The 18,202-nt window shown below is 72.8% G+C and carries 18 protein-coding genes and 2 pseudogenes; 7 read left to right on the top strand and 13 right to left on the bottom strand.

The genetic code is table 11. The features are described from left to right. The 3 genes from QMK28_RS29880 to QMK28_RS29870 all read right to left on the bottom strand — a co-directional run. Positions 1–829 (bottom strand): acyl-CoA dehydrogenase family protein (locus tag QMK28_RS29880; protein ID WP_326442805.1); only part of this gene is annotated, 829 nt, incomplete at its 3' end. Continuing rightward, a complete protein-coding gene (locus QMK28_RS29875) occupies positions 826–1,998 on the bottom strand; it encodes an acyl-CoA dehydrogenase family protein (RefSeq protein WP_326442804.1) in 1,173 nt (390 codons plus the stop codon). The genes QMK28_RS29880 and QMK28_RS29875, both read right to left, overlap by 4 nt. Next, positions 1,998–2,903, bottom strand: coding sequence for an enoyl-CoA hydratase (locus QMK28_RS29870; protein WP_326442803.1), 906 nt, complete (start codon positions 2,901–2,903; stop codon positions 1,998–2,000). Before QMK28_RS29870 ends, QMK28_RS29875 begins: the two co-directional genes overlap by 1 nt. A 389-nt stretch (positions 2,904–3,292) precedes the next feature. On the opposite strand from QMK28_RS29870, the gene QMK28_RS34425 reads away from it, so the two are divergent. The 4 genes from QMK28_RS34425 to QMK28_RS29850 all read left to right on the top strand — a co-directional run bounded on the left by QMK28_RS34425 (position 3,293) and on the right by QMK28_RS29850 (position 6,308). After that, the gene (locus QMK28_RS34425; protein ID WP_443050869.1) at positions 3,293–3,628 is read left to right on the top strand and encodes an acyl-CoA dehydrogenase family protein; all 336 of its coding nucleotides are present in this window, start codon (positions 3,293–3,295) and stop codon (positions 3,626–3,628) included. Continuing rightward, positions 3,625–4,410 (top strand): SDR family oxidoreductase, encoded by a 786-nt coding sequence (locus QMK28_RS29860; protein WP_326442802.1) that lies wholly within the window; start codon positions 3,625–3,627, stop codon positions 4,408–4,410. The genes QMK28_RS34425 and QMK28_RS29860 overlap by 4 nt, the downstream gene beginning before the upstream one ends. A gap of 48 nt (positions 4,411–4,458) precedes the next feature. Continuing rightward, positions 4,459–5,046, top strand: a complete 588-nt coding sequence (locus QMK28_RS29855) for a TetR/AcrR family transcriptional regulator (protein WP_326442801.1) — start codon at positions 4,459–4,461, stop codon at positions 5,044–5,046. 104 nt (positions 5,047–5,150) lie between these two features. After that, the gene (locus tag QMK28_RS29850; protein WP_326442800.1) at positions 5,151–6,308 is read left to right on the top strand and encodes an acetyl-CoA C-acetyltransferase; all 1,158 of its coding nucleotides are present in this window, start codon (positions 5,151–5,153) and stop codon (positions 6,306–6,308) included. Positions 6,309–6,389: 81 nt separating this feature from the next. Here QMK28_RS29850 and QMK28_RS29845 read toward each other — a convergent pair whose 3' ends face one another. From QMK28_RS29845 to QMK28_RS29825, 5 genes are all read right to left on the bottom strand, one after another. Then, positions 6,390–7,292: a tyrosine-protein phosphatase gene (locus QMK28_RS29845; RefSeq protein WP_326442799.1), complete on the bottom strand. Its 903-nt coding sequence runs from the start codon at positions 7,290–7,292 to the stop codon at positions 6,390–6,392. Positions 7,293–7,412: 120 nt separating this feature from the next. After that, positions 7,413–8,513 carry an NAD(P)H-dependent flavin oxidoreductase gene (locus QMK28_RS29840; protein WP_326442798.1) on the bottom strand — a complete coding sequence of 367 codons (1,101 nt, stop codon included), beginning with the start codon at positions 8,511–8,513 and terminating at the stop codon, positions 7,413–7,415. Then, on the bottom strand, positions 8,510–9,283 hold the full coding sequence (locus QMK28_RS29835) for a CoA-transferase subunit beta (protein WP_326442797.1): 774 nt from the start codon (positions 9,281–9,283) through the stop codon (positions 8,510–8,512). The genes QMK28_RS29840 and QMK28_RS29835 overlap by 4 nt, the downstream gene beginning before the upstream one ends. Beyond that, a complete protein-coding gene (locus QMK28_RS29830) occupies positions 9,280–10,128 on the bottom strand; it encodes a CoA transferase subunit A (RefSeq protein WP_326442807.1) in 849 nt (282 codons plus the stop codon). Before QMK28_RS29830 ends, QMK28_RS29835 begins: the two co-directional genes overlap by 4 nt. A gap of 119 nt (positions 10,129–10,247) precedes the next feature. Next, the gene (locus QMK28_RS29825; RefSeq protein ID WP_326442796.1) at positions 10,248–10,991 is read right to left on the bottom strand and encodes an enoyl-CoA hydratase family protein; all 744 of its coding nucleotides are present in this window, start codon (positions 10,989–10,991) and stop codon (positions 10,248–10,250) included. A gap of 84 nt (positions 10,992–11,075) precedes the next feature. Here QMK28_RS29825 and QMK28_RS29820 point away from each other — a divergent pair, with 84 nt between their 5' ends. Next, positions 11,076–11,846: an SDR family oxidoreductase gene (locus QMK28_RS29820; protein ID WP_326442795.1), complete on the top strand. Its 771-nt coding sequence runs from the start codon at positions 11,076–11,078 to the stop codon at positions 11,844–11,846. A gap of 1 nt (position 11,847) precedes the next feature. Further along, complete coding sequence (locus QMK28_RS29815; RefSeq protein ID WP_326442794.1) at positions 11,848–12,816, top strand: SDR family oxidoreductase; 969 nt, start codon at positions 11,848–11,850, stop codon at positions 12,814–12,816. Positions 12,817–13,014: 198 nt separating this feature from the next. Here QMK28_RS29815 and QMK28_RS29810 read toward each other — a convergent pair whose 3' ends face one another. Both QMK28_RS29810 and QMK28_RS29805 read right to left on the bottom strand, forming a co-directional pair. Next, complete coding sequence (locus QMK28_RS29810) at positions 13,015–13,269, bottom strand: acyl-CoA dehydrogenase family protein (RefSeq protein ID WP_443050868.1); 255 nt, start codon at positions 13,267–13,269, stop codon at positions 13,015–13,017. Positions 13,270–13,357: 88 nt separating this feature from the next. Then, a pseudogene (locus tag QMK28_RS29805) lies at positions 13,358–13,627 on the bottom strand (acyl-CoA dehydrogenase family protein); the annotation flags it as partial. Positions 13,628–14,271: 644 nt separating this feature from the next. On the opposite strand from QMK28_RS29805, the gene QMK28_RS29800 reads away from it, so the two are divergent. Beyond that, positions 14,272–14,751: a winged helix-turn-helix domain-containing protein gene (locus QMK28_RS29800; protein ID WP_326442793.1), complete on the top strand. Its 480-nt coding sequence runs from the start codon at positions 14,272–14,274 to the stop codon at positions 14,749–14,751. Positions 14,752–14,889: 138 nt separating this feature from the next. On the opposite strand, the gene QMK28_RS29795 is transcribed toward QMK28_RS29800, so the two are convergent. From QMK28_RS29795 to QMK28_RS29785, 3 genes and pseudogenes are all read right to left on the bottom strand, one after another. Continuing rightward, the gene (locus tag QMK28_RS29795) at positions 14,890–16,056 is read right to left on the bottom strand and encodes a DUF1266 domain-containing protein (protein WP_326442792.1); all 1,167 of its coding nucleotides are present in this window, start codon (positions 16,054–16,056) and stop codon (positions 14,890–14,892) included. Then, the gene (locus QMK28_RS29790; protein WP_326442791.1) at positions 16,053–17,204 is read right to left on the bottom strand and encodes a DUF1266 domain-containing protein; all 1,152 of its coding nucleotides are present in this window, start codon (positions 17,202–17,204) and stop codon (positions 16,053–16,055) included. Before QMK28_RS29790 ends, QMK28_RS29795 begins: the two co-directional genes overlap by 4 nt. 369 nt (positions 17,205–17,573) lie before the next feature. Continuing rightward, positions 17,574–18,202 (bottom strand): annotated as a pseudogene (locus QMK28_RS29785) (MFS transporter); the annotation flags it as partial.

Genomic DNA, 18,202 nt, shown 5'->3' with positions numbered 1-18,202 from the left:
CCGCTGCTCCACGGCGCAGCGGCCGGGCGAACTCCAGGCCGATCAGCGCGTCCGCGAGCTGGTGCTTGACCGCCTGGAAGGAGCCGATGACGGTGGAGAACTGGGTGCGCTGCTTGGCGTAGGCGACGGTCCGCTCCACCAGGGCGAGGCCGACGCCGAGCGACTGGGCGGCGGTCGCGAAGGCGGCCCAGGTGGCGGCGCGGTCGGCCGCGGCGCGGACGGGTGGTCCGGAGGCGAGCGGTGGGCCGTCGGCCAGCGGGCGGGCGAGGCGGCGGGCCGGGTCGAGGGAGCGCTGGAGGGGGCTGTGCCCGGCGGTCAGCCGCAACTCGGTCCGGCCGGCGGGGGCGGCGGTGTCCGTGACGAGGAAGGTCGCGTCGGCCGCGTCCGGGTCCAGGGTGTACGGGCCGCTGCCGGGCAGGGCGAGCGACGCCGAGGACTGCCCGGACGCGAATCGGGGCAGCCACTCCTTGGCGAGGTCCGCGCCGCCGCCTGGGCTCTGCGCGTCCCCGGTTCCGTCCGTGTTCTGCGCGAGGCTGTCGAGCAGTACGGCCGCGGCGACCGTCTCAACGAGCGGCCCCGGCGCCGCGTGCCGTCCCAACTCAACGAAGGCCACGGCCAGTTCGACCGGCAGCGGGCCTAGCCCGTCGTACGCCTCGGGTACCGCCAGTGCGAAGACGCCGGCCTCGCCGAGCCGCTCCCACAGCGCACGCCCCGGCCCTTGGTCGCCGTCGGCCCAGGCCCGTACGGCCGCCGGGGTGTCGGCAGCGGTCAGCATGCGGTCGAGGGTGCGGCCGAACTCCGCCTGCTCGTCGTCCAGCAGAAACCTCATGAGCGGCGTCCCTTCGGCAGGCCCAGCAGCCGCTCGGCGATGATGTCGCGCTGGATCTCGTTGGTGCCCGCGTAGATGGGGCCGGCCAGCGAGAAGGTGTATCCGTCGGCCCAACCGCCCTGCTCCGGCGCGTCGTCGGCCTCGTCCGACAGCTCTCCGTACGGGCCGAGCAGATCGAGTGCCGTCTCGTGCAGGGCGATGTCCAGCTCGGACCAGAAGACTTTGTTGAGGCTCGATTCGGCGCCGAGGGAGTCCCCGGCGGCGATCCGCGACGCGTTGGCGTAGGTGAAGAGCTGATAGGCGCGGGCGCGGATCGCGGCGTCGGCCACCCGGTCGCGCAGCGCGGTGTCGGCCGGGTCCGCCTGCGCCCGCCACAGGGCGGTGAGACGCTCGGCGGCGGCGGTGAAGCGGCCGGGGCTGCGCAGGGTCAGGCCGCGCTCGTTGCCGGCTGTGCTCATCGCGACGCGCCAGCCCTGGCCAGGCTCGCCGATGACGTCCTGGTCGGGTACGAAGACGTCGTCGAGGAAGAGTTCGGCGAAGGCGGGCTTGCCGTCGAGCCGGCCCACCGGGCGTACGGTCACGCCGCCCGCGTCGAGCGGGAACATCAGATAGCTGAGCCCGCGGTGCGGCCGGTCCGCCCCGGGGTGGCTGCGGAAGAGGCCGAAGGCGCGGTCGGCGAAGGCGGCCCGGGAGGACCATGCCTTCTGGCCGTTCAGCAGCCAGCCGCCGTCCGTCCGCCGTGCGGTGGAGCGCAGTGAGGCCAGGTCGGAGCCCGCCTCCGGCTCGGACCAGGCCTGCGCCCAGATCACCTCGCCGCTCGCCATCGCGGGGAGCACACGGGCGCGCTGCTGCTGGCTGCCGTGCTCGAAGAGGGTGGGAGCGAGGAGACTGACGCCGTTCTGGCCGACCCGGCCGGGCGCGCCCGCCGCGTAGTACTCCTCCTCGAAGATCAGCCACTGGGTGAGCGAGGCGCTCCGGCCGCCGTACTCCGCCGGCCAGGTGACCGCCGACCAGTGGCCGCCGGCCAGGGTGCGCTCCCACTGGCGGTGGGCCGCGAAGCCCTCGCGTGTCTCCAGGGAGGGCAGCGGGGCCGACGGGACGTGCGCGCCGAGCCAGTCGCGGGCTTCGGCCCGGAAGGCGTCCTCCTCGGCGGTGAAGTCGAGGTCCATCAGTTGCCCGCCTGCTTCATCTTGTGGATGTCCATGCCGCCGAGCGGGTCGGCGGCGGTCTCGGCGTTGTGCGCGTGCGCGAGGTGGTGGAGGCCGAAGACCGAGTCCAGGCCGGAGTGCAGGCCCTGGAGGTCCTCGGCCTGGTTGACGGCACGCTTGGTGAGGGCCAGGCCGAGCCGGGGCATCTCGGCGATGCGGGAGGCCAGTTCGGCGGTACGGGAGGGGAGTTCGGCGCTCGGCACGACGCGGTTGATCATGCCCACCTCGTACGCGCGCCGCGCGCTCATCCGGTCGCCGGTGAAGAGGAACTCCTTGGCGATCCGCGGCGGCATCACCCACGGGTGCGCGAAGTACTCGACGCCGGGTATCCCCATCCGGACGACCGGGTCCGCGAAGAAGGCGTCCTCGGCGGCCACGATCAGGTCACAGACCCAGGCGAGCATCAAACCGCCCGCCACACAGGCCCCCTGGACCGAGGCGATCATCGGCTTCGGCAGCTCGCGCCAGCGGCGGCACATGCCCAGATAGACCTCGGACTCGCGAGCGAAGCGGCTCTCCGCCCCTGCTTTGTCCGAGTGGTCCCACCACAGGCCGGCCGTCCGGTCGAAGGGGAGGTGCGCGTCGCGCTCGGGGGTGCCGATGTCGTGGCCCGCGGAGAAGTGCTTGCCCTGCCCGGCCAGGACGACGACCTTCACCTCGTCGTCGGCGGCGGCGTGGTAGAAGGCGCGGTCGAGGGCGTAAGTCATCGCGGAGTTCTGGGCGTTGCGGTAGGCGGGCCGGTTCATTGTGACGACGGCGACCGGGCCCTGCCGCTCGTAGCGGACCTCGGGTGCCTGGGGTGCCTGGGGTGCCTCGGGTGCCTCGGGCGTTTCGGGTGCCTCGGCCGGGTCGTGGGCAGTGGTCATCTGCGGCTCCTTCCCTAACAAGTGTTTGGTAGGTTAACGTACGGCCATGAGCAGCGTCGAGGAGTTCCGCAGCGAGTTCCGCAGCTGGCTGCGGTCCGGCCTCACCGGCGCGTTCGCCACGCTGAAAGGCCGCGGCGGCCCTGGCCGGGAACACGAGGAGTCCGCCGGACGGCTCGCCTGGGAGCGGCACATGGCCGCCGCCGGCTGGACCTGGTCGGCTGGCCGCAGGAGTTCGGCGGACGCGGCGCGACCGTGGAGGAACAGGTCGCCTTCCATGAGGAGTACGCGCTCGCCGACGCCCCCGCCCGCGTGGGCCACATCGGCGAGCAGCTCCTCGGCCCCACGCTCATCGCCTTCGGCGGCGCAACGGCTCGGCGCGGGACCCCCTCATCCGCGACCGGATCGCACGGGCCTGGACCGGCCTGGAGATCATCCGGTTCAACGCCCTGCGGATGCTCGACGGCGTCGCGGCGGGGGCGCCGGGGCCGGAGGCGTCGATCGGCAAGATCTACTGGGCGACCTGGCACCGGGAGCTCGGCGAGCTCGCCATGGACGCGCGGGGAGCGGCCGGGATGCTCGCGGCAGGCGAACCGTACGACCTCGACGACTGGCAGCGGCTCTTCCTCTTCTCCCGCTCCGACACGATCTACGCCGGCTCGAACGAGATCCAGCGCGACATCATCGCCGAGCGGGTGCTCGGCCTGCCCAAGGAGAGCCGCCAGTGAGCCGTCCCCCGCAGTACGTGCCCGGCCACCAGCTGCTCGCCGGCCGCAGCGCCGTCGTCACCGCCGCCGCCGGGGCCGGGATCGGCGGGGCCACGGCCCGTAGATTCCTCGAGGAGGACGCCCGGGTCGTCCTCGGCGACGCCCACGCACGCCGCCTCAAGGAGACCGTCGAGGCGCTGGCCGGCGAGTTCGGCGCGGACCGGGTCGCCGGGCTGCCCTGCGACGTCACCGACGAGGAGCAGGTGGCCGCCCTCTTCGGCCTGGCCGAGGAACGGCACGGCCGGCTCGACATCGTGGTCAACAACGCCGGCCTCGGCGGTACCGCCGACCTCGTCGAGATGACCGACGCCCAGTGGGACAAGGTCATCGACGTCACCCTGAACGGCACCTTCCGCTGCACCCGGGCCGCGCTGCGCCGGATGAAGGACTCCGGAGCGGGCGGCGCCGTCATCAACAACGCCTCCGTCGTCGGCTGGCGTGCCCAGCGCGGCCAGGCCCACTACGCCGCCGCCAAGGCCGGGGTGATGGCCCTCACCCGCTGCGCCGCCGTCGAGGCCGCCGACTACGGCGTACGCGTCAACGCTGTCTCGCCCAGCCTTGCGATGCACCCGCACTTGGCGAAGGTCACCACGCCCGAGCTGCTGGAGCAGCTCACCGAGCGCGAGGCCTTCGGCCGCTACGCCGAGCCATGGGAGATCGCCAACGTCATCGTCTTCCTGGCCAGCGGCTATTCCTCGTACATGACCGGCGAGACGGTCTCCGTCAGCAGTCAGCACGCGTGAGCGGGCAGTGACCATGGACGGGTGCCCGCAATCCAGAAGGAGCCCACGATGAGCGCCTCGCCCGCGCGGCGCGGGGAGCTGCTCGCGACGGCGGCCGAGGTGTTCGCCGCGCAGGGTTACAACGCGACGACGGTGCGCCGGATCGCGGACGAGGCGGGGATGCTGGCGGGCAGTCTCTATTACCACTTCGATTCCAAGGAGTCGATGGTCGACGAGATCCTCTCCACCTTCCTGGACGAGCTGTGGGCCGGTTACGACGCGGTGCTCGCTGCTGGCCTCGGCCCCCGGGAGACCATGGAAGCCCTGGTCACGGAGTCGTTCCGGGAGATCGACCGGCATCGTGCGGCGGTGGCGATCTACCAGAAGGAGTCGAAGCACCTGTCCGTCCAGCCGCGTTTCGGCTATCTCGCCGATTCGCGGGTGAAGTTCGAGAAGGCGTGGCTGGGCACGCTGGAGCGCGGGGTGGCCGATGAGGTGTTCCGGGCGGACCTGGACATCCGGCTGACCTACCGGTTCGTGCGCGACACGGTGTGGGTCGCCGCGTCCTGGTACCGGCCGGGCGGGCAGCACAGCCCGGAGGAGATCGCCCGCCAGTACCTGTCGATGGTGCTGGACGGCATCGCCTTGCGGGAATGACATCGCTACCTCGATATCTGGATACCTGGACACCTGAATACTCAGCTCAGCGGCGAAGCCGGCTCCGCGGCTTCAGCTCACGAGCTCGACACGGAGGAGCAGTCATGGCCGAGGCCTACATCGTCGAAGCGGTACGCACCCCCGTCGGCCGGCGCAACGGCGGCCTGTCCGCCGTGCACCCGGCCGACCTCGGCGCACATGTGCTCAAAGCGCTCATGGAGCGCTCCGGCGTCGACCCCGCCGCCGTCGAGGACGTCGTCTTCGGCTGCCTCGACACCGTCGGCCCGCAGGCCGGGGACATCGCCAGGACGAGCTGGCTGGCCGCCGGGCTCCCCGAAGAGGTGCCGGGCGTGACCATCGACCGGCAGTGCGGCTCCTCCCAACAGGCCGTGCACTTCGCGGCCCAGGGCGTGCTCTCCGGCACCCAGGACCTCGTCGTCGCGGGCGGCGCCCAGAACATGTCGCAGATCCCGATCGCCTACGCCAGCCGCCAGGCAGCCGAGCCGTTGGGGCTCACCGAGGGCCCGTACGCCGGATCACAAGGGTGGCGGGCGCGCTACGGCGACCTGCCCGTCAACCAGTTCCACGGCGCCGAGCTGATCGCCGAGAAATGGGGCATCTCCCGGCAGGACATGGAGGAGTTCGCCCTCCGCTCGCACCAGCGAGCCGCCCGCGCCATCGACGAGGGCCGCTTCGAGCGCGAGAGCGTCGCGTACCGGGAGGTGACGACGGACGAGGGCCCGCGCCGGGACACCTCGCTGGCGAAGATGGCCGGGCTCAAGCCGGTCGTGGCGGGCGGCCGGCTGACCGCGGCGGTGTCCTCACAGGTCTCCGACGGGGCCTCCGCGATGCTGATCGCCTCGGAGCGGGCCGTACGCGAACACGGACTGACGCCGCGCGCCCGCGTCCACCACCTCTCCGTGCGCGGCGAGGACCCCATCCGGATGCTGTCCGCGCCCATCCCGGCGACGGCGTACGCGCTGAAGAAGAGCGGCATGTCGATGGCCGACATCGACCTCGTCGAGATCAATGAAGCCTTCGCTCCGGTGGTGCTGGCGTGGCTCAAGGAGACCGGGGCCGACCCGGAGAAGGTCAACGTCAACGGCGGCGCGATCGCCCTCGGCCACCCGCTGGGCGCGACCGGCGTGAAGCTGATGACGACACTGCTCCACGAACTGGAGCGCACGGGGGGCCGCTACGGCCTCCAGACGATGTGCGAGGGCGGCGGCCAGGCCAACGTCACCATCATCGAACGGCTCTGACGCACCGAAGGTCACCGCCCGGCCGGGCGGTCACCTTCCCCCTGGCGTTGTCCGGGGTATCGCGGGCGGCTATCGAAGCGGCTATCGCAGCAGCCTGGAACGGAGCTTGGCGAGCGTCCCCTCGCTCAGGCCGAGGCCCTTGGAGAGATACGCCTCGAAGCCCCCGTACCGCTTGTCGATCTCGGTGAGCGCGGCGTCGAGATAGTCCGCCCGGACCTCCTGCAACGGGACGATCAACCGTGAATCCGGCATGAGGCCGGCCTTCTCCAGACCCTGGCGGGTCCTGCGGTCGGCGCTGCGGCGGCGGTCGTTGGAGAGCAGATAGTCCTGTTCGGCCGTGCGGGCCGGCACGCCCACCGCGCGCAGCAGGACGTAGCTCATCCAGCCGGTCCGGTTCTTGCCCGAGGTGCAGTGATAGAGCAGCGGGAGCCGTTTGCCGTCGGTGATCTCCCCTATCACCCGCCCGAATTGGCGGCGCGCCGCCTGCTCACTCGCGAAGTTGCGGTAGATCCGCCGCATGAGCCGCTCGGCCTTGCTCCCGCCCAGGGCCTTGTGCTGCTTCGCGGAGTCGCCGGAGACGATCGCCGCCATCGTCCGCTCGTACAATCCGGTGTCGTCGACCGGCAGGGGCGTGGCGGTGAGCCCCTGCAGGAGTTTGTCGGCCCCGTCGGAACGCACTTCGACCGGGACCCGGAAGTCGATCACGGACTTCAGGCCGAGCCCGTCGATCTCCGCGCGGTCCGCCTTGGTCAGTTTGCCGAGCGCGTCTGCGCGGAAGACGGTGCCATAGCGCAGCTGTTTGCCGTCGCCGGTCCGGTACCCGCCGAGGTCGCGGACGTTGACCGCGCCCTTCAGCTCGACGTTCTCCACGGCGGCGGGCTGCCGGGTCGTGACCGGCGCGGCCGGGGTGTCGCCGGCGCAGCTGGTGACGACGAGCAGGGCCGCGACGAGCGCGGCGGTAGCGGGCGTACGGGAAGAGCGCATCCGAACAACTCCCGGGAATGAGGGTGATGGCACTGATGGGCGGGACGGAGGGCGCGGCCGGGCGGGGGCACCTGACGCGACGGAGGGCGGCGCGGCCGGGCGGGGGAGGGCGGCAGGCGATCAGCGCGGGGAGGGCAGCGAGCCCAGGACCTCGTACGCCTCGGCCATGACGCGCTCCACCAGCTCGGCGCAGGACGGCAGGTCGTCGATCAGGCCGGCGACCTGGCCCGAGGCCATCACCCCGAGGTCCGCGCGGCCGTCCACCATCGACGCCTTGAGCATCATGGGGGTGTTGGCGGCGAGCAGCACCTGACTCCAGGTCAGCTCCCTGCCGTGTTTCATGGCCTGGCCGTCGCGGAGCATCCGGGCCCAGCTCAGCCCGGATTCCCGCTTGAACGCGGCCGCGTGGCGCACCGCGCGCAGCAGCGCCGCCGGCCGGCCGGACCGCTCCAGCGCGTCGACGAAGGGGGTGCGGAGCATCCGGTGCGGGAGCCCGTCGACCTTGGTGGTGACGGTGACGTCCTTGACGCTCGCGGCGAGGTATTGGGCCTTCACCGCCTGCGGCACCGTGCTGTCCGAGGTGAGCAGGAAGCGGGTGCCCATGGCGACGCCGGCCGCCCCGTAGGCCAGGGCGGCGACGAGGCCGCGGCCGTCGTGGAAGCCGCCCGCCGCGATGACGGGAACGTCGACCGCGTCCACGACCTGCGGGAGCAGCACGGTGGTGGCGACCTCGCCGGTATGGCCGCCGCCCTCGCCGCCCTGCACGATCACCGCGTCCGCGCCCCATGCCGCGACCTTCTCGGCGTGCCGGCGCGCGCCGATGGACGGAATGACGACCACGCCCGCGTCCTTGAGCCGGGCGATCAGTTCCCTGGACGGCGCGAGCGCGAACGAGGCGACGCGCACGCCCTCGTCGATGATGACGCGGGCCCGCTCCGTCGCGTCGCCCGCGTCCGCGCGCAGATTGACGCCGAAGGGCTGGTCCGTACGGGACTTCACCTCCCTTACCGCTGAGCGGAGTTGATGCAACGTCATGGTCGCGGAGGCGAGGATGCCGAGCGCGCCGGCGTTCGCCGAGGCGGACACCAGCCGGGGGCCCGCGACCCACCCCATGCCGGTCTGCACGATGGGGTGGCGGACGCCGACCAGCTCGGTGAGCGCGGTCGCGAGGGCGCGCTCGCCGGCGGGACGGGCCGGAGGGGGAAGAGTGCGGTCGCTCATGCGCGCACCTCGCGGTCGCGCAGCCCCGTGGGGTCGATGACCTCGCGGATCAGGTGCAGTTCGGCGGCGGTCGGCTCCCGGGTGTATGGCACGTCGTCCGCGATCGCGAGCGGGAAGCCGGTCACCTCCCGCACCCGCGCGGCGCTCACGCCGGGGTGCAGGGAGGCCACCCGCAGGGAGCGGTCGGGGGTCTCGAAGTCGAGGACGGCCAGGTCCGTGACGACGCGGGGGATGCGGTGGAAGCGGGTCGCGGACGGCCCGGCCGCCGCCGCCCGGTCGTAGCCGACCCCGCACACCATGTCGACCTGCGCGACGAAGACCCGCGTCGAGTGCTTGGGGACCCAGTAACTGGTCGGGTTGTTGAGGGTGTTGACCGGCGCGCCGCGAACTCCCAGCAGCTGCCGCGTGGGCTGTTTCCAGTCGCCGATGCAGCTGATGTTCTGGTTGCCGTAGCGGTCGATCTGGCTCGCGCCCATCATCACGTGCCGCTTGCCGCCGGTCACCATCGCCAGATGCTGGCGGTAGGGCAGCCACCCTTCGGTGACCTCGGATTTCGCTCCGAGCGCCGGGACGTCCGCGATGAGCAGCGCCTCGCCGTCGGTGAGCAGCAGGTCGGGCGCGAAGGTGAGTTTGGCCAGCCGGGCGCCGATCGCCGGCACGGTCCCCATCGGGCTGGCCAGGATCTCGCCGGCGCCGCGCCAGGCCTCCGCGCAGGCCAGGACGCAGATCTCGGCCCTGGTCACGTCCGGTGTCGCGGTCCGCTCGCTCACGCGCCCTCCTCGGCGAAGGCCGCGACCGCGGCCTGGTAGGCGTTTTCGTCCCCGGACAGGAACCGGTCGGCGAACTCCCGCCAGGCGGCGGGATCGGCCGCCGCTTTGGCGTACGCGGCCTGGAAGGGTTCGTCCCGGTCGTAGTCGGGGACGCACGAGGTGAAGTGCGCGCCGTTCGGGGCCTCGACGACGCCGGTGACCGAGTGGCGCTTGACGAGCAGTGTCTGCGGCCCGCCCGCCGCGGCGAACTCCGCGGTGTCGACGAGGCGTTCGCAGGAGACGTAGGCGTGCGTGGCCGCCTCGCAGAAGAGGTCGTCGAAGTACGGGTCGGGGCCCAGGTACTGGGCGTTGCCGTGCGCGTCCGCCCGGTTGAGGTGGACGAGGGCCGCGTCCAGGCGGAGGGCGGGCACGGCGGCGAACTCCTCGCCGTCCTCGTAGGGTGAAGTGACCGTCCGCAGGCCCGGGTTGATGGTCATCACATCCGAGCCGAGTCCGGCGCGCACCGGCAGGAACGGCAGCCGGTGCACGGCGGCCGTCAGCCCCCACATGAACATCGCCTCGTCCAGCTCCATCAGCTCGAAGTCGCCGCGCTGGCGTGCGGCGCGGAAGTGCGGTTCGAGGGGGATCGAGTCGAGGGTGGCGAAGGCGGCGACGAGCTTGCGGATCTTCCCGGCGGCGGCGAGCAGGCCCACATCGGGGCCGCCGTACGAGACGACGGTGAGGTCGGTGAGGTCGGAGCGGAGCAGCGCCCGGACGAGCGCCATCGGCTTGCGGCGCGAGCCCCAGCCGCCGATGCCGATCGTCATGCCGCTCTCCAGCCGGCCGACGACCTCGTCCGGCGACATGACCTTGCCCGGCTTCGTAGTCCTGTCGGGCTGCGGGTTCCTGCCGGGCTCGCCGCTCCGGTGGCTCCCGCCGGTCGTGCCGGGCGCTGCGGGCCTGCCGGCCTGGTCGCTGGGCACTTTCACTCCTTGCTGCCGAAGGTGCTGCGGACCTGGTCGGCCAGCCCGCTGAGGTTGGCCTCGAAGGTGAAGCCCTGTTCGAAGCGGTAGCTGCGGCGGACGTCGACGGGGTCTATGCCGTTGATGGCTGCCTTGGCGAGCCGGATCAGCGAGCCGTCCTTGGCGGCGATTTCGCCCGCCAACTCCAGTGCGGCGGCCATGAGTTCCTCGCGCGGGACGACTCTCCAGACCGAGCCGTGCTGGTGCAGCTCCTGTGCGGTCGCGGTCCGTGAGGTGTAGTACAGCGCGCGCATCAGGTGCTGCGGGACCAGCCGGGCGAGGTGGGTGGCGGCGCCCAGCGCGCCCCGGTCCAGCTCGGGCAGGCCGAAGACCGCGTCGTGGCTCGCCACGATGGCGTCGGCGTTGCCGACCAGGCCGATGCCGCCGCCGAGGCAGAAGCCGCCGACCGCCGCGACGACCGGGACCTCGCACTCGTAGACCGCCGCGAAGGCCTCGTAGCAGCCGCGGTTGGCGCCGATCAGTACCTCGTGGCCGTCCGCACGCTGCATCTCCTTGATATCGACGCCGGCGTTGAAGCCGCCCCCGGCGGCGGCCAGGACCACGCAGCGGACAGCCGGGTCCGTGCCCGCGGCACGCAGCGCGGCGGCCAGGTCGTACCAGCCTTGTACCGGCAGCGCGTTGACCGGCGGGAAGTCGACCGTGACGATCGCGATGCCCTCGTCCGGGCCGGAGGTGGAGACACCCATGAGCAGATCAGCTACCTTTCCACCAAACATTTGTTAGGTGAGAACGTAGCAGCGGAACACGCGCTGCGGGAGGGTGTCCACTTGATGGTCATCGATCTGTCCGGACGCGTCGCCGTCGTCACCGGCGGCGCCCGCGGCGTCGGCGCGGGCATCAGCCGCGCGCTGCTGGCGGCCGGCGCCGAGGTGCTGGTCTGCGCTCGCCGCCCGCCGGACGAGCCCGTCCAGGCGGCGGGCCGCACGGCGCGCTTCCACTGCGTCGACCTGCGCGAGGCCGAGGCGGTCGCGGACTTCTTCCAGCAGGTCAAGACGGCCTACGGGCGGCTCGACGTGCTGGTCAACAACGCGGGCGGCACCCCCTTCAGGCTGCTCGCCGACTCCGGCCCGCAGCGCGCCGTTCGCGCGCTCGAACTCAATCTCATCGCGCCGCTGACCGCCTCACTCGCGGCGTACGAGGTCATGAAGGAGACCGGCGGCTCGATCATCATGATCGGCAGCGTCAGCGGCAGCCGCCCCTCGCCCGGCACGGCCGCGTACGGGGCGGCCAAGGCGGGCCTGGAGAACCTGGCGGGCTCCATGGCCGTGGAGTGGGCGCCCCGGGTACGGGTCAACACGCTGACCCTCGGCATGGTCCGCACCGAACTCTCGCACCTGCACTACGGGGACGAGGACGGCATCGCGGCCGTCGGGCGCACCGTCCCGATCGGCCGCTTGGCCGAACCCGCCGAGATCGGCGACGCGTGCGTGTTCCTCGCCTCCGGCCTCGCCTCGTACATCACCGGGGCGAGCCTGCTCGTCCACGGGGGAGGGGAGCGCCCCGCGTTCCTCGACGCCGCGACCGTCAACAAGGAGAAGTGAGATGACGCAAGACTCCACCGCCCACACCGCCGATGCGGCCGGCACGGCCGCTTCCGCCGGAATCTGCGCCGGCCGCGTCGCCGTCGTCACCGGAGCGGGCCGGGGGCTGGGCCGCGCCCACGCTCTCGCCTTCGCGGCGGCGGGCGCGAAGGTCGTCGTCAACGACCTCGGGGTCGGGCTCGACGGTACGGGGGGCGCGAGCGGGCCCGCGCGACACGTCGTAGACGAGATCCTGGCGCTGGGCGGCGAAGCGGTCCCCCATGGCGGCGACATCGCCGGCGCCGAGGGCGCGGCCTCCCTCGTCGCCACCGCCCTGGACGCTTTCGGCCGGCTCGACACCCTGGTCAGCAACGCCGGATTCCTGCGCGACCGGATGCTCGTCAACCTCGACGAGGACGACTGGGACGCGGTCATGCGCGTCCACCTCAAGGGCCACTTCCTCACCCTCAAACACGCCGCCGCGCACTGGCGCGCCGAGGCCAAGGCGGGCCGTCGGCCGCAGGCACGGGTCATCAACACCACCTCCGGAGCTGGCCTGTTGGGCAGCGTCGGGCAGGGCAACTACTCCGCCGCCAAGGCCGGCATCGTGGGCATGACCCTGGTCGCAGCCGCTGAGATGGGCCGCTACGGCGTCCAGGTCAACGCCATCGCCCCGGCCGCCCGCACCCGGATGACCGAGCAGACCTTCGCCGAGACGATGGCCGCGCCGGGCGGGGCCGCGGGCGTCTTCGACGCGATGGCCCCCGACAACGTCTCACCGCTCGTCGTCTGGCTCGGCTCCGCCGCCTGTGCCGGGGTCACCGGCCGGGTCTTCGAGGCCGAGGCCGGCCGGATCACCGTCATGGAGGGCTGGCGTCCGGGCCCGACCGCCGACAAGGGCGCGCGCTGGACCCCGGCCGAAGCGGGGGAGGCGGCGATCCGGCTGCTCGCGGAATCGCCGCCGCCGCAGCCGGTGTACGGGGCGCGGTAACGCCGGCGCCGGCTGACCGGCCCCGTCGCCGCCGAAGTCGGCTGCCGCGCAGGCCCGGAGCCCGTAACAGGAGCGGCTCCGGAGTCCCGCCTTTCCCGTACAGCGGGAAAGCAGCCTCCCCAGGGACGGCAGGACCGGCCTAGCCTCGCCGCACCAGTCACCGTTTCGCCCAGTCCGCCCCTGGAGGCCCCGCCATGCTCACGGACCACCGGAGGCAGCAAGCCGCCGAGTCGCTGCGCCGCGCCGCGCCGAGCCTGCGGCCCGTCGCACCGCTCGGCGACCATGTAGCCGTATCCGCTGTTGCAGTTGGACCGCGTCCAGCCCCGAGCGAACGAAGCACTCGCCCAGCCAGATCTTGGCCAGCGACGCGTCGAGGGCGGTGGGCCTGCCGTGGTCGATCAGCCAGCCGAGCCGGTACATCAGCAGGCGTGCCGTCTCCAGCCGCAGCCGCATGTCGACGATCCGGTGCGCGACCGCCTGGAGCGAGGGGTGAGGCGACGGCCCACAGATGGGCGTTGAGCGAGAAGATCAGCCCATTGTCGCGGCAGCCCCGGCCGAGCGCCTCCAGCGCGACGATCGTGGTGAGCGCGTCGACGGGCGACCCGCCGTACTCCTCGGGCACGGGCTGCCCGAGCAGCCCGATCAGCCCGATCAGCCCGAGCAGCCCGATCCCGGCGCAGGCACGCCAGTTGTCGTAGGGGAAGACGCCCTCCTGGTCGTGGGCGACCAGCTCCTCGTTGAGCTCGCGCGCGGCGAACACCTTCACCGTCCGCTGCAGGTCGAGCTGTTCGGCCGTCAGGTTGAAGTCCATCAGAAGGAGAACTCCTCCTTGGAGTCGGTGAGCAGCGAGACGAGCCGGATCAATTTCACGGCGGCGGATCTTGCGCGCGCACCCGCGTGAGCACCTCGCCGAGGCCCTTGTTGGAACTCCATCTGGTGCTGCGCGGCCTGCGCGACCGGCAGGACCTGCGCGAATCGCGCAAGCGCTCTCCAGCGCGCCCCTTCGGCGGCATGGGCCGATTACGGGGCCGGCTGCCCGAGGAGGCCGGGATGGTCCTCGGGCTGATTCCGCCACGCGGATACTCGCCGCGCTTTCTGACCCTGACAGGCCCGGCGGACTGCGCAAGCAGCTGGCGTATGTACGAGCCACTCCGCCCGAGCGGACACGGGAGGACCTCGCCGCGTTCGCCCGGCACGCACCCCTCCCGGCGTGGGCCCGCGAACTCGACGGCGACCCGCGCGTCCTGGACCGCCTCACCGAGGCCCTCGCCGCGCTGTTCGATGCCCTGATGGCCCCGCGCCGGCCGCAGGCCGTCACCCAGGCGGCCGCCGACCGCGGGGTCCGGGTCCGCGAGCTGCTGCGCGGCGGGGTGGGGAGCCTGCTCAGCGGCCTGCACCCCTCGCACATCCGGTGGCAGCCGCCAGTACTGGAGGTGGCATCCGTGTGCGGCCGGGGTGGCGAGGCGCACCTGGAGGGGCAGGGGCTGCTGCTGGTCCCGTCGCCACCCCGGCCGGGCCCCCTATCTGGTCCCGGACGGGGACCCGCAGCCCTACCTGGCGTACCCGGTGCCGAGGACGGACGCGCGGCAGGAGCCCACGGCGCGCCCGTACGTCGATGAGCCCCCCACCTCCCTGGTCGCCCTCCTGGGCCGTACCCGCGCGGCGATCCTGGTCGCGGTCGCCGATCGGTCCGGGTCGACCACGAGCGAGCTCGCGGCCTCCCTGGCCATCGGCACGTCCAACGTCAGCCAGCAGGCGACCGTCCTGCGCGAGGCGGGCCTCGTGGCGACCGACCGCCACCGCAACACGGCCCTGCACACCCCGACGGCCACGGGCCGGGTGCTGATCACGGTCGGGGGCCGGGGAGGCGGCGACGGCGGTAGTACGCCACCGCCGGCTCCAGCAGCCCGGGACCGGAGCGTTCGAGGCCGATGAGACCGGCGCGAACGCTGGGCCGGCCGACGGAAGGCCGCACTCATCGCCAACGAAGTCCAGCGCTGCCTGGCCGGTCCGTCGCTGCCCCGCTGCGACGGTGGACGTCCGGTGCGAGCGCCGGCAGTCACCAGGCCCGGCTCAGCGCCAGCGCAGGTTGCGCCACGGGCTGCCCTCGTCGCTCAGCAGCAGCCGGTGCGCCTCCAGCGCGTCCGCGTAGTACGAGCCGTACTCCTCACCGTCGAAGCGCAGCACCCGCCCGAGGACGTACCCGGCGGAGAACTCCTCCCACGAGGAGTACGCGGCCCGGCTCAGCGCGCCCGCGTGCACGATCGCCTGCTCCGCCTCCTGCGGATGGGCGAAACGCGCGCCGAGACCCCAGCGCGCGAGGTTCACCGCGCGGCCGTAGTCGTACGCCACGGTCGTGCCGACCCGGCCGTCGGGCGGCAGCAAAGCGTCGGCGCGGAACCGCGCTTCGTAGCGCACCACCCGGCGGACCAGTTCCTCGATTCCCCTCACCGTCGCGGGGCTCACCCCACGGTCCTGGGCGGTGCCGGCCGCGTATTCGCGCCACACATCGGCCGGCGGCGGCGCGCCGCCGCTCTGGTCGCGCAGCGCCTCACGGGCCGCGAGGACGAAATCGGGCTCGGGCGGGCTGTTCTCGGCGTCCAGCAGGTGGCCGAGCTGCTGCTGCCAGCCCTCGCGGGTGGTGATGTCCCAGCTGTCGCGCAGGCACTTCGCGTCCCACACGTAGCCGCGGTAGAGGGTGCCCACCTCGTTCCAGGGGACGCCGTTGCCGACCGCCAGATGGCCGCCGCAGCCGAGCCCGAACGCGAGCGGACCGTGCAGAGGGCCGTGCCGCAGGCCGATCAGCTTGTTGCACCGGCTCCGCTCGTTCTCGGCGTACGCGCGCCGCCACAGCGCGCGGTGCCGCGGGCCGGCTTCGAGATACGCGGCGGCGGGGGTGCCGCCGTCGACGACCAGCCAGGGGCTGCCCTCGGGCCAGCTGCCGCCGGAGAGCCAGGACAGATCGCACTCGACGAACACCCAGTCGGGCTGCCAGGCCGGCAGCATCCCCCGGGTCAGCACCGGCAGGCAGTACGCGCGCACGGCCGGGTCCCAGTAGCGCTGGAAGCGGATCGTGCGCGGGTCGGCCGCCAACTCGTGGCGCGGCATGCCGACGAACAGATCCGCGCCGGACAGCACCCGCAGCTGCGCCGGGACGTCGCGGAGCACCGCGGCCTCGTGCAGCAGCCGTTCGGTCTCGGTCGGCGCGAGCCACGGGCCGCCGGGCGCCGGGTGCGTCATGACCACGGGATGTTCCGGTACGGGCTCATCGCGTCCCGGGTGAGGATGCGGTGTTGCGCGAGTGACTCCTGGTACCAGCTGCCGAAGGAGTCCTCGTCGAAATAGATCAACCGCATCAGGGCGTAGGCCACCGAGAACGCCTCCCAGGAGCCGTAAGCCCGCTGGGCGAGGGTGCCGAAGTGCACGACGGACGCTTCCGCCTCGCGCGGGTCGCAGTAGCGCGCGCCGAGGCCCATGCGTACGACGTTGACCGCGCGGCCGAGGTCGAAGGCCGCGAGGGACTCCACCCGGCCGTCGGCCGCCAGCACCCCGTCCGCGCGGAAGCGGTCCTCGTAGCGGACGATCCGCCGGACCGCCTCCCGCGCGTCCTCGATCTCGGACGCGTGCCCGTCGCGTACGGCCAGCGCCTGGCCGACGGTGTCCTCCCACTGCTGCGCGGAGGGTACTTGCCCCAGCCGCCGGGTGAGGCTGGCGCGGGCCTGGAGTGCGAATTCGTGGTCGCGGTCGATGTGCTTCCTGGCGGCCAGGTCGTGCAGTTTCGCCTGGTACTCGGCCCGGTTGGTGATGTGCCAGGGCCGTCGCAGGGACTCGATGTCCTGGCCGTAGTCCCGGTAGGCGGAGCCCAGTTGGTTCCAGGGGACGCCGTTGTGCACGGCCAGATGCGCGCCGCAGGCCAGGCCGTACGCCGTCGGTCCGCGCAGCGGCCCGCCTTCATGGGTGACCAGCCGGCCCTGCGGCAGGCCGCCGGTCTCGGCGCTGATCTCCTGCCACACCTCGCGGTTGAGCGGCTTCGCCTCGACGGTGGCGGCGCACGCGGTGCCCGGGTTGACCGCCAGCCACCACTTGTCGTGCGGCCAGTCGTCGGCCAGTTCGGCGAGTGTGGTCTGCTGGAACACCCAGTCGGGATGCCAGGGCGGCAGCATCCCGGGGGTGAGGACGGGGAGGCACATCTTGCCCGTCGCGGGATCGCGCCGCGGGGTGAGCGGAGTGGTGAAGCCCGGGGTGTCCGCGTGCAGCCGGGGGAGCAGCAGATAGAGCCGGGTGGTGGAGAGCGCCGCGAGTTCCGCCTCCCAGTCGCCGCGCGCCGTCGCTTCGTGGAGCAGTCTCTCGGTGTCTGTCGGCGGTACCCAGCCCGTCGTTCCCATCATCACGGACTGATCCTATGAAGTCGCCGATCCGCGCTGCGCGGCAGGTCAGCCCAGGCGGCCGGCGGTCGGGTACCGGAGACGCGCCGGACTGGCCCGTGGGTTGGCAGCGGCGTCTGCCCTGCGGGCCCCGCCGCGCAGGTGACGCGGGCGGGAGCGGGTGGGAGCAGCCGGGAGCGGGCAGGAGCGGGCGGGAGTCTTCGCGGCCGAACGCCGTTGCTGGACGGGTGGGTTGGCGTCTTTGAGCGACCACTACAACCTGACATGATCACGCCTGTGTGGCTGCGCGGGGGCGCAGCGTGATCGCAGCCCGGGGGCATCGTCCAGGTTCGTCCGGCTGACCGCGCTGACCGAGGCCGCCGCCGGGCCCGCTCACTTCGGTTCGTCGCGCGGGTACCAGGCGACGACCAGCGCGCCGGCCAGCACGACCACGGCGGCGAGAACCAGCATCACGGTGTCGAGCGACCGGGTGAAGTCGGTGATCACGGCCTCGCGCAGAGCCGCCTGGCCGTCCCCCATCGCTGTGAGGTGCCGCTCGGCGGCGGCCACCGTGGACGGGGCGTCCGGGCCGCGCAGCTCAGCGGGCAGCCGGGCGGTGAACAGCGCGGTCAGCACGCTGCCGCTGACGGCCACGCCCAGCGCGCTGCCCAACTCGCGGGCCAGGCTCTGCAACCCGGAGCCGACTCCGGCCCGGTGCGCGGGAAGCGCGGACATCATGCCGTGCGACAGCAGCGGCGTGGCCAGCCCGCAGCCGGCTGCGGTGAGTGTCGCGCCGAGGGCGTAAAGGGCGTACGGCGTATGCGCGTTCACGGTCGAAACGGTGGCCAGCCCCGCCGCCAGGAGCAGCAGTCCAGCACCGACGGTCGACCGCCGGCCCATCCGGTGCTCCAGTGCCACCGCACAGCGCGGGGCCAGCAGGAGCGCCGCCGCCATCGGAAGCAGCCGTACCCCAGCCTCCAACGGCGAATGCCCCTTGGCGTATTGGAGATACTGACCGTTGA

The organism is Streptomyces sp. H27-D2 (assembly GCF_035828615.1).
Classification (GTDB): Bacteria; Actinomycetota; Actinomycetes; order Streptomycetales; family Streptomycetaceae; genus Streptomyces.
Note: the sequence above shows the minus strand (reverse complement) of the source record. Positions and strands in the feature narration are given on the sequence as shown.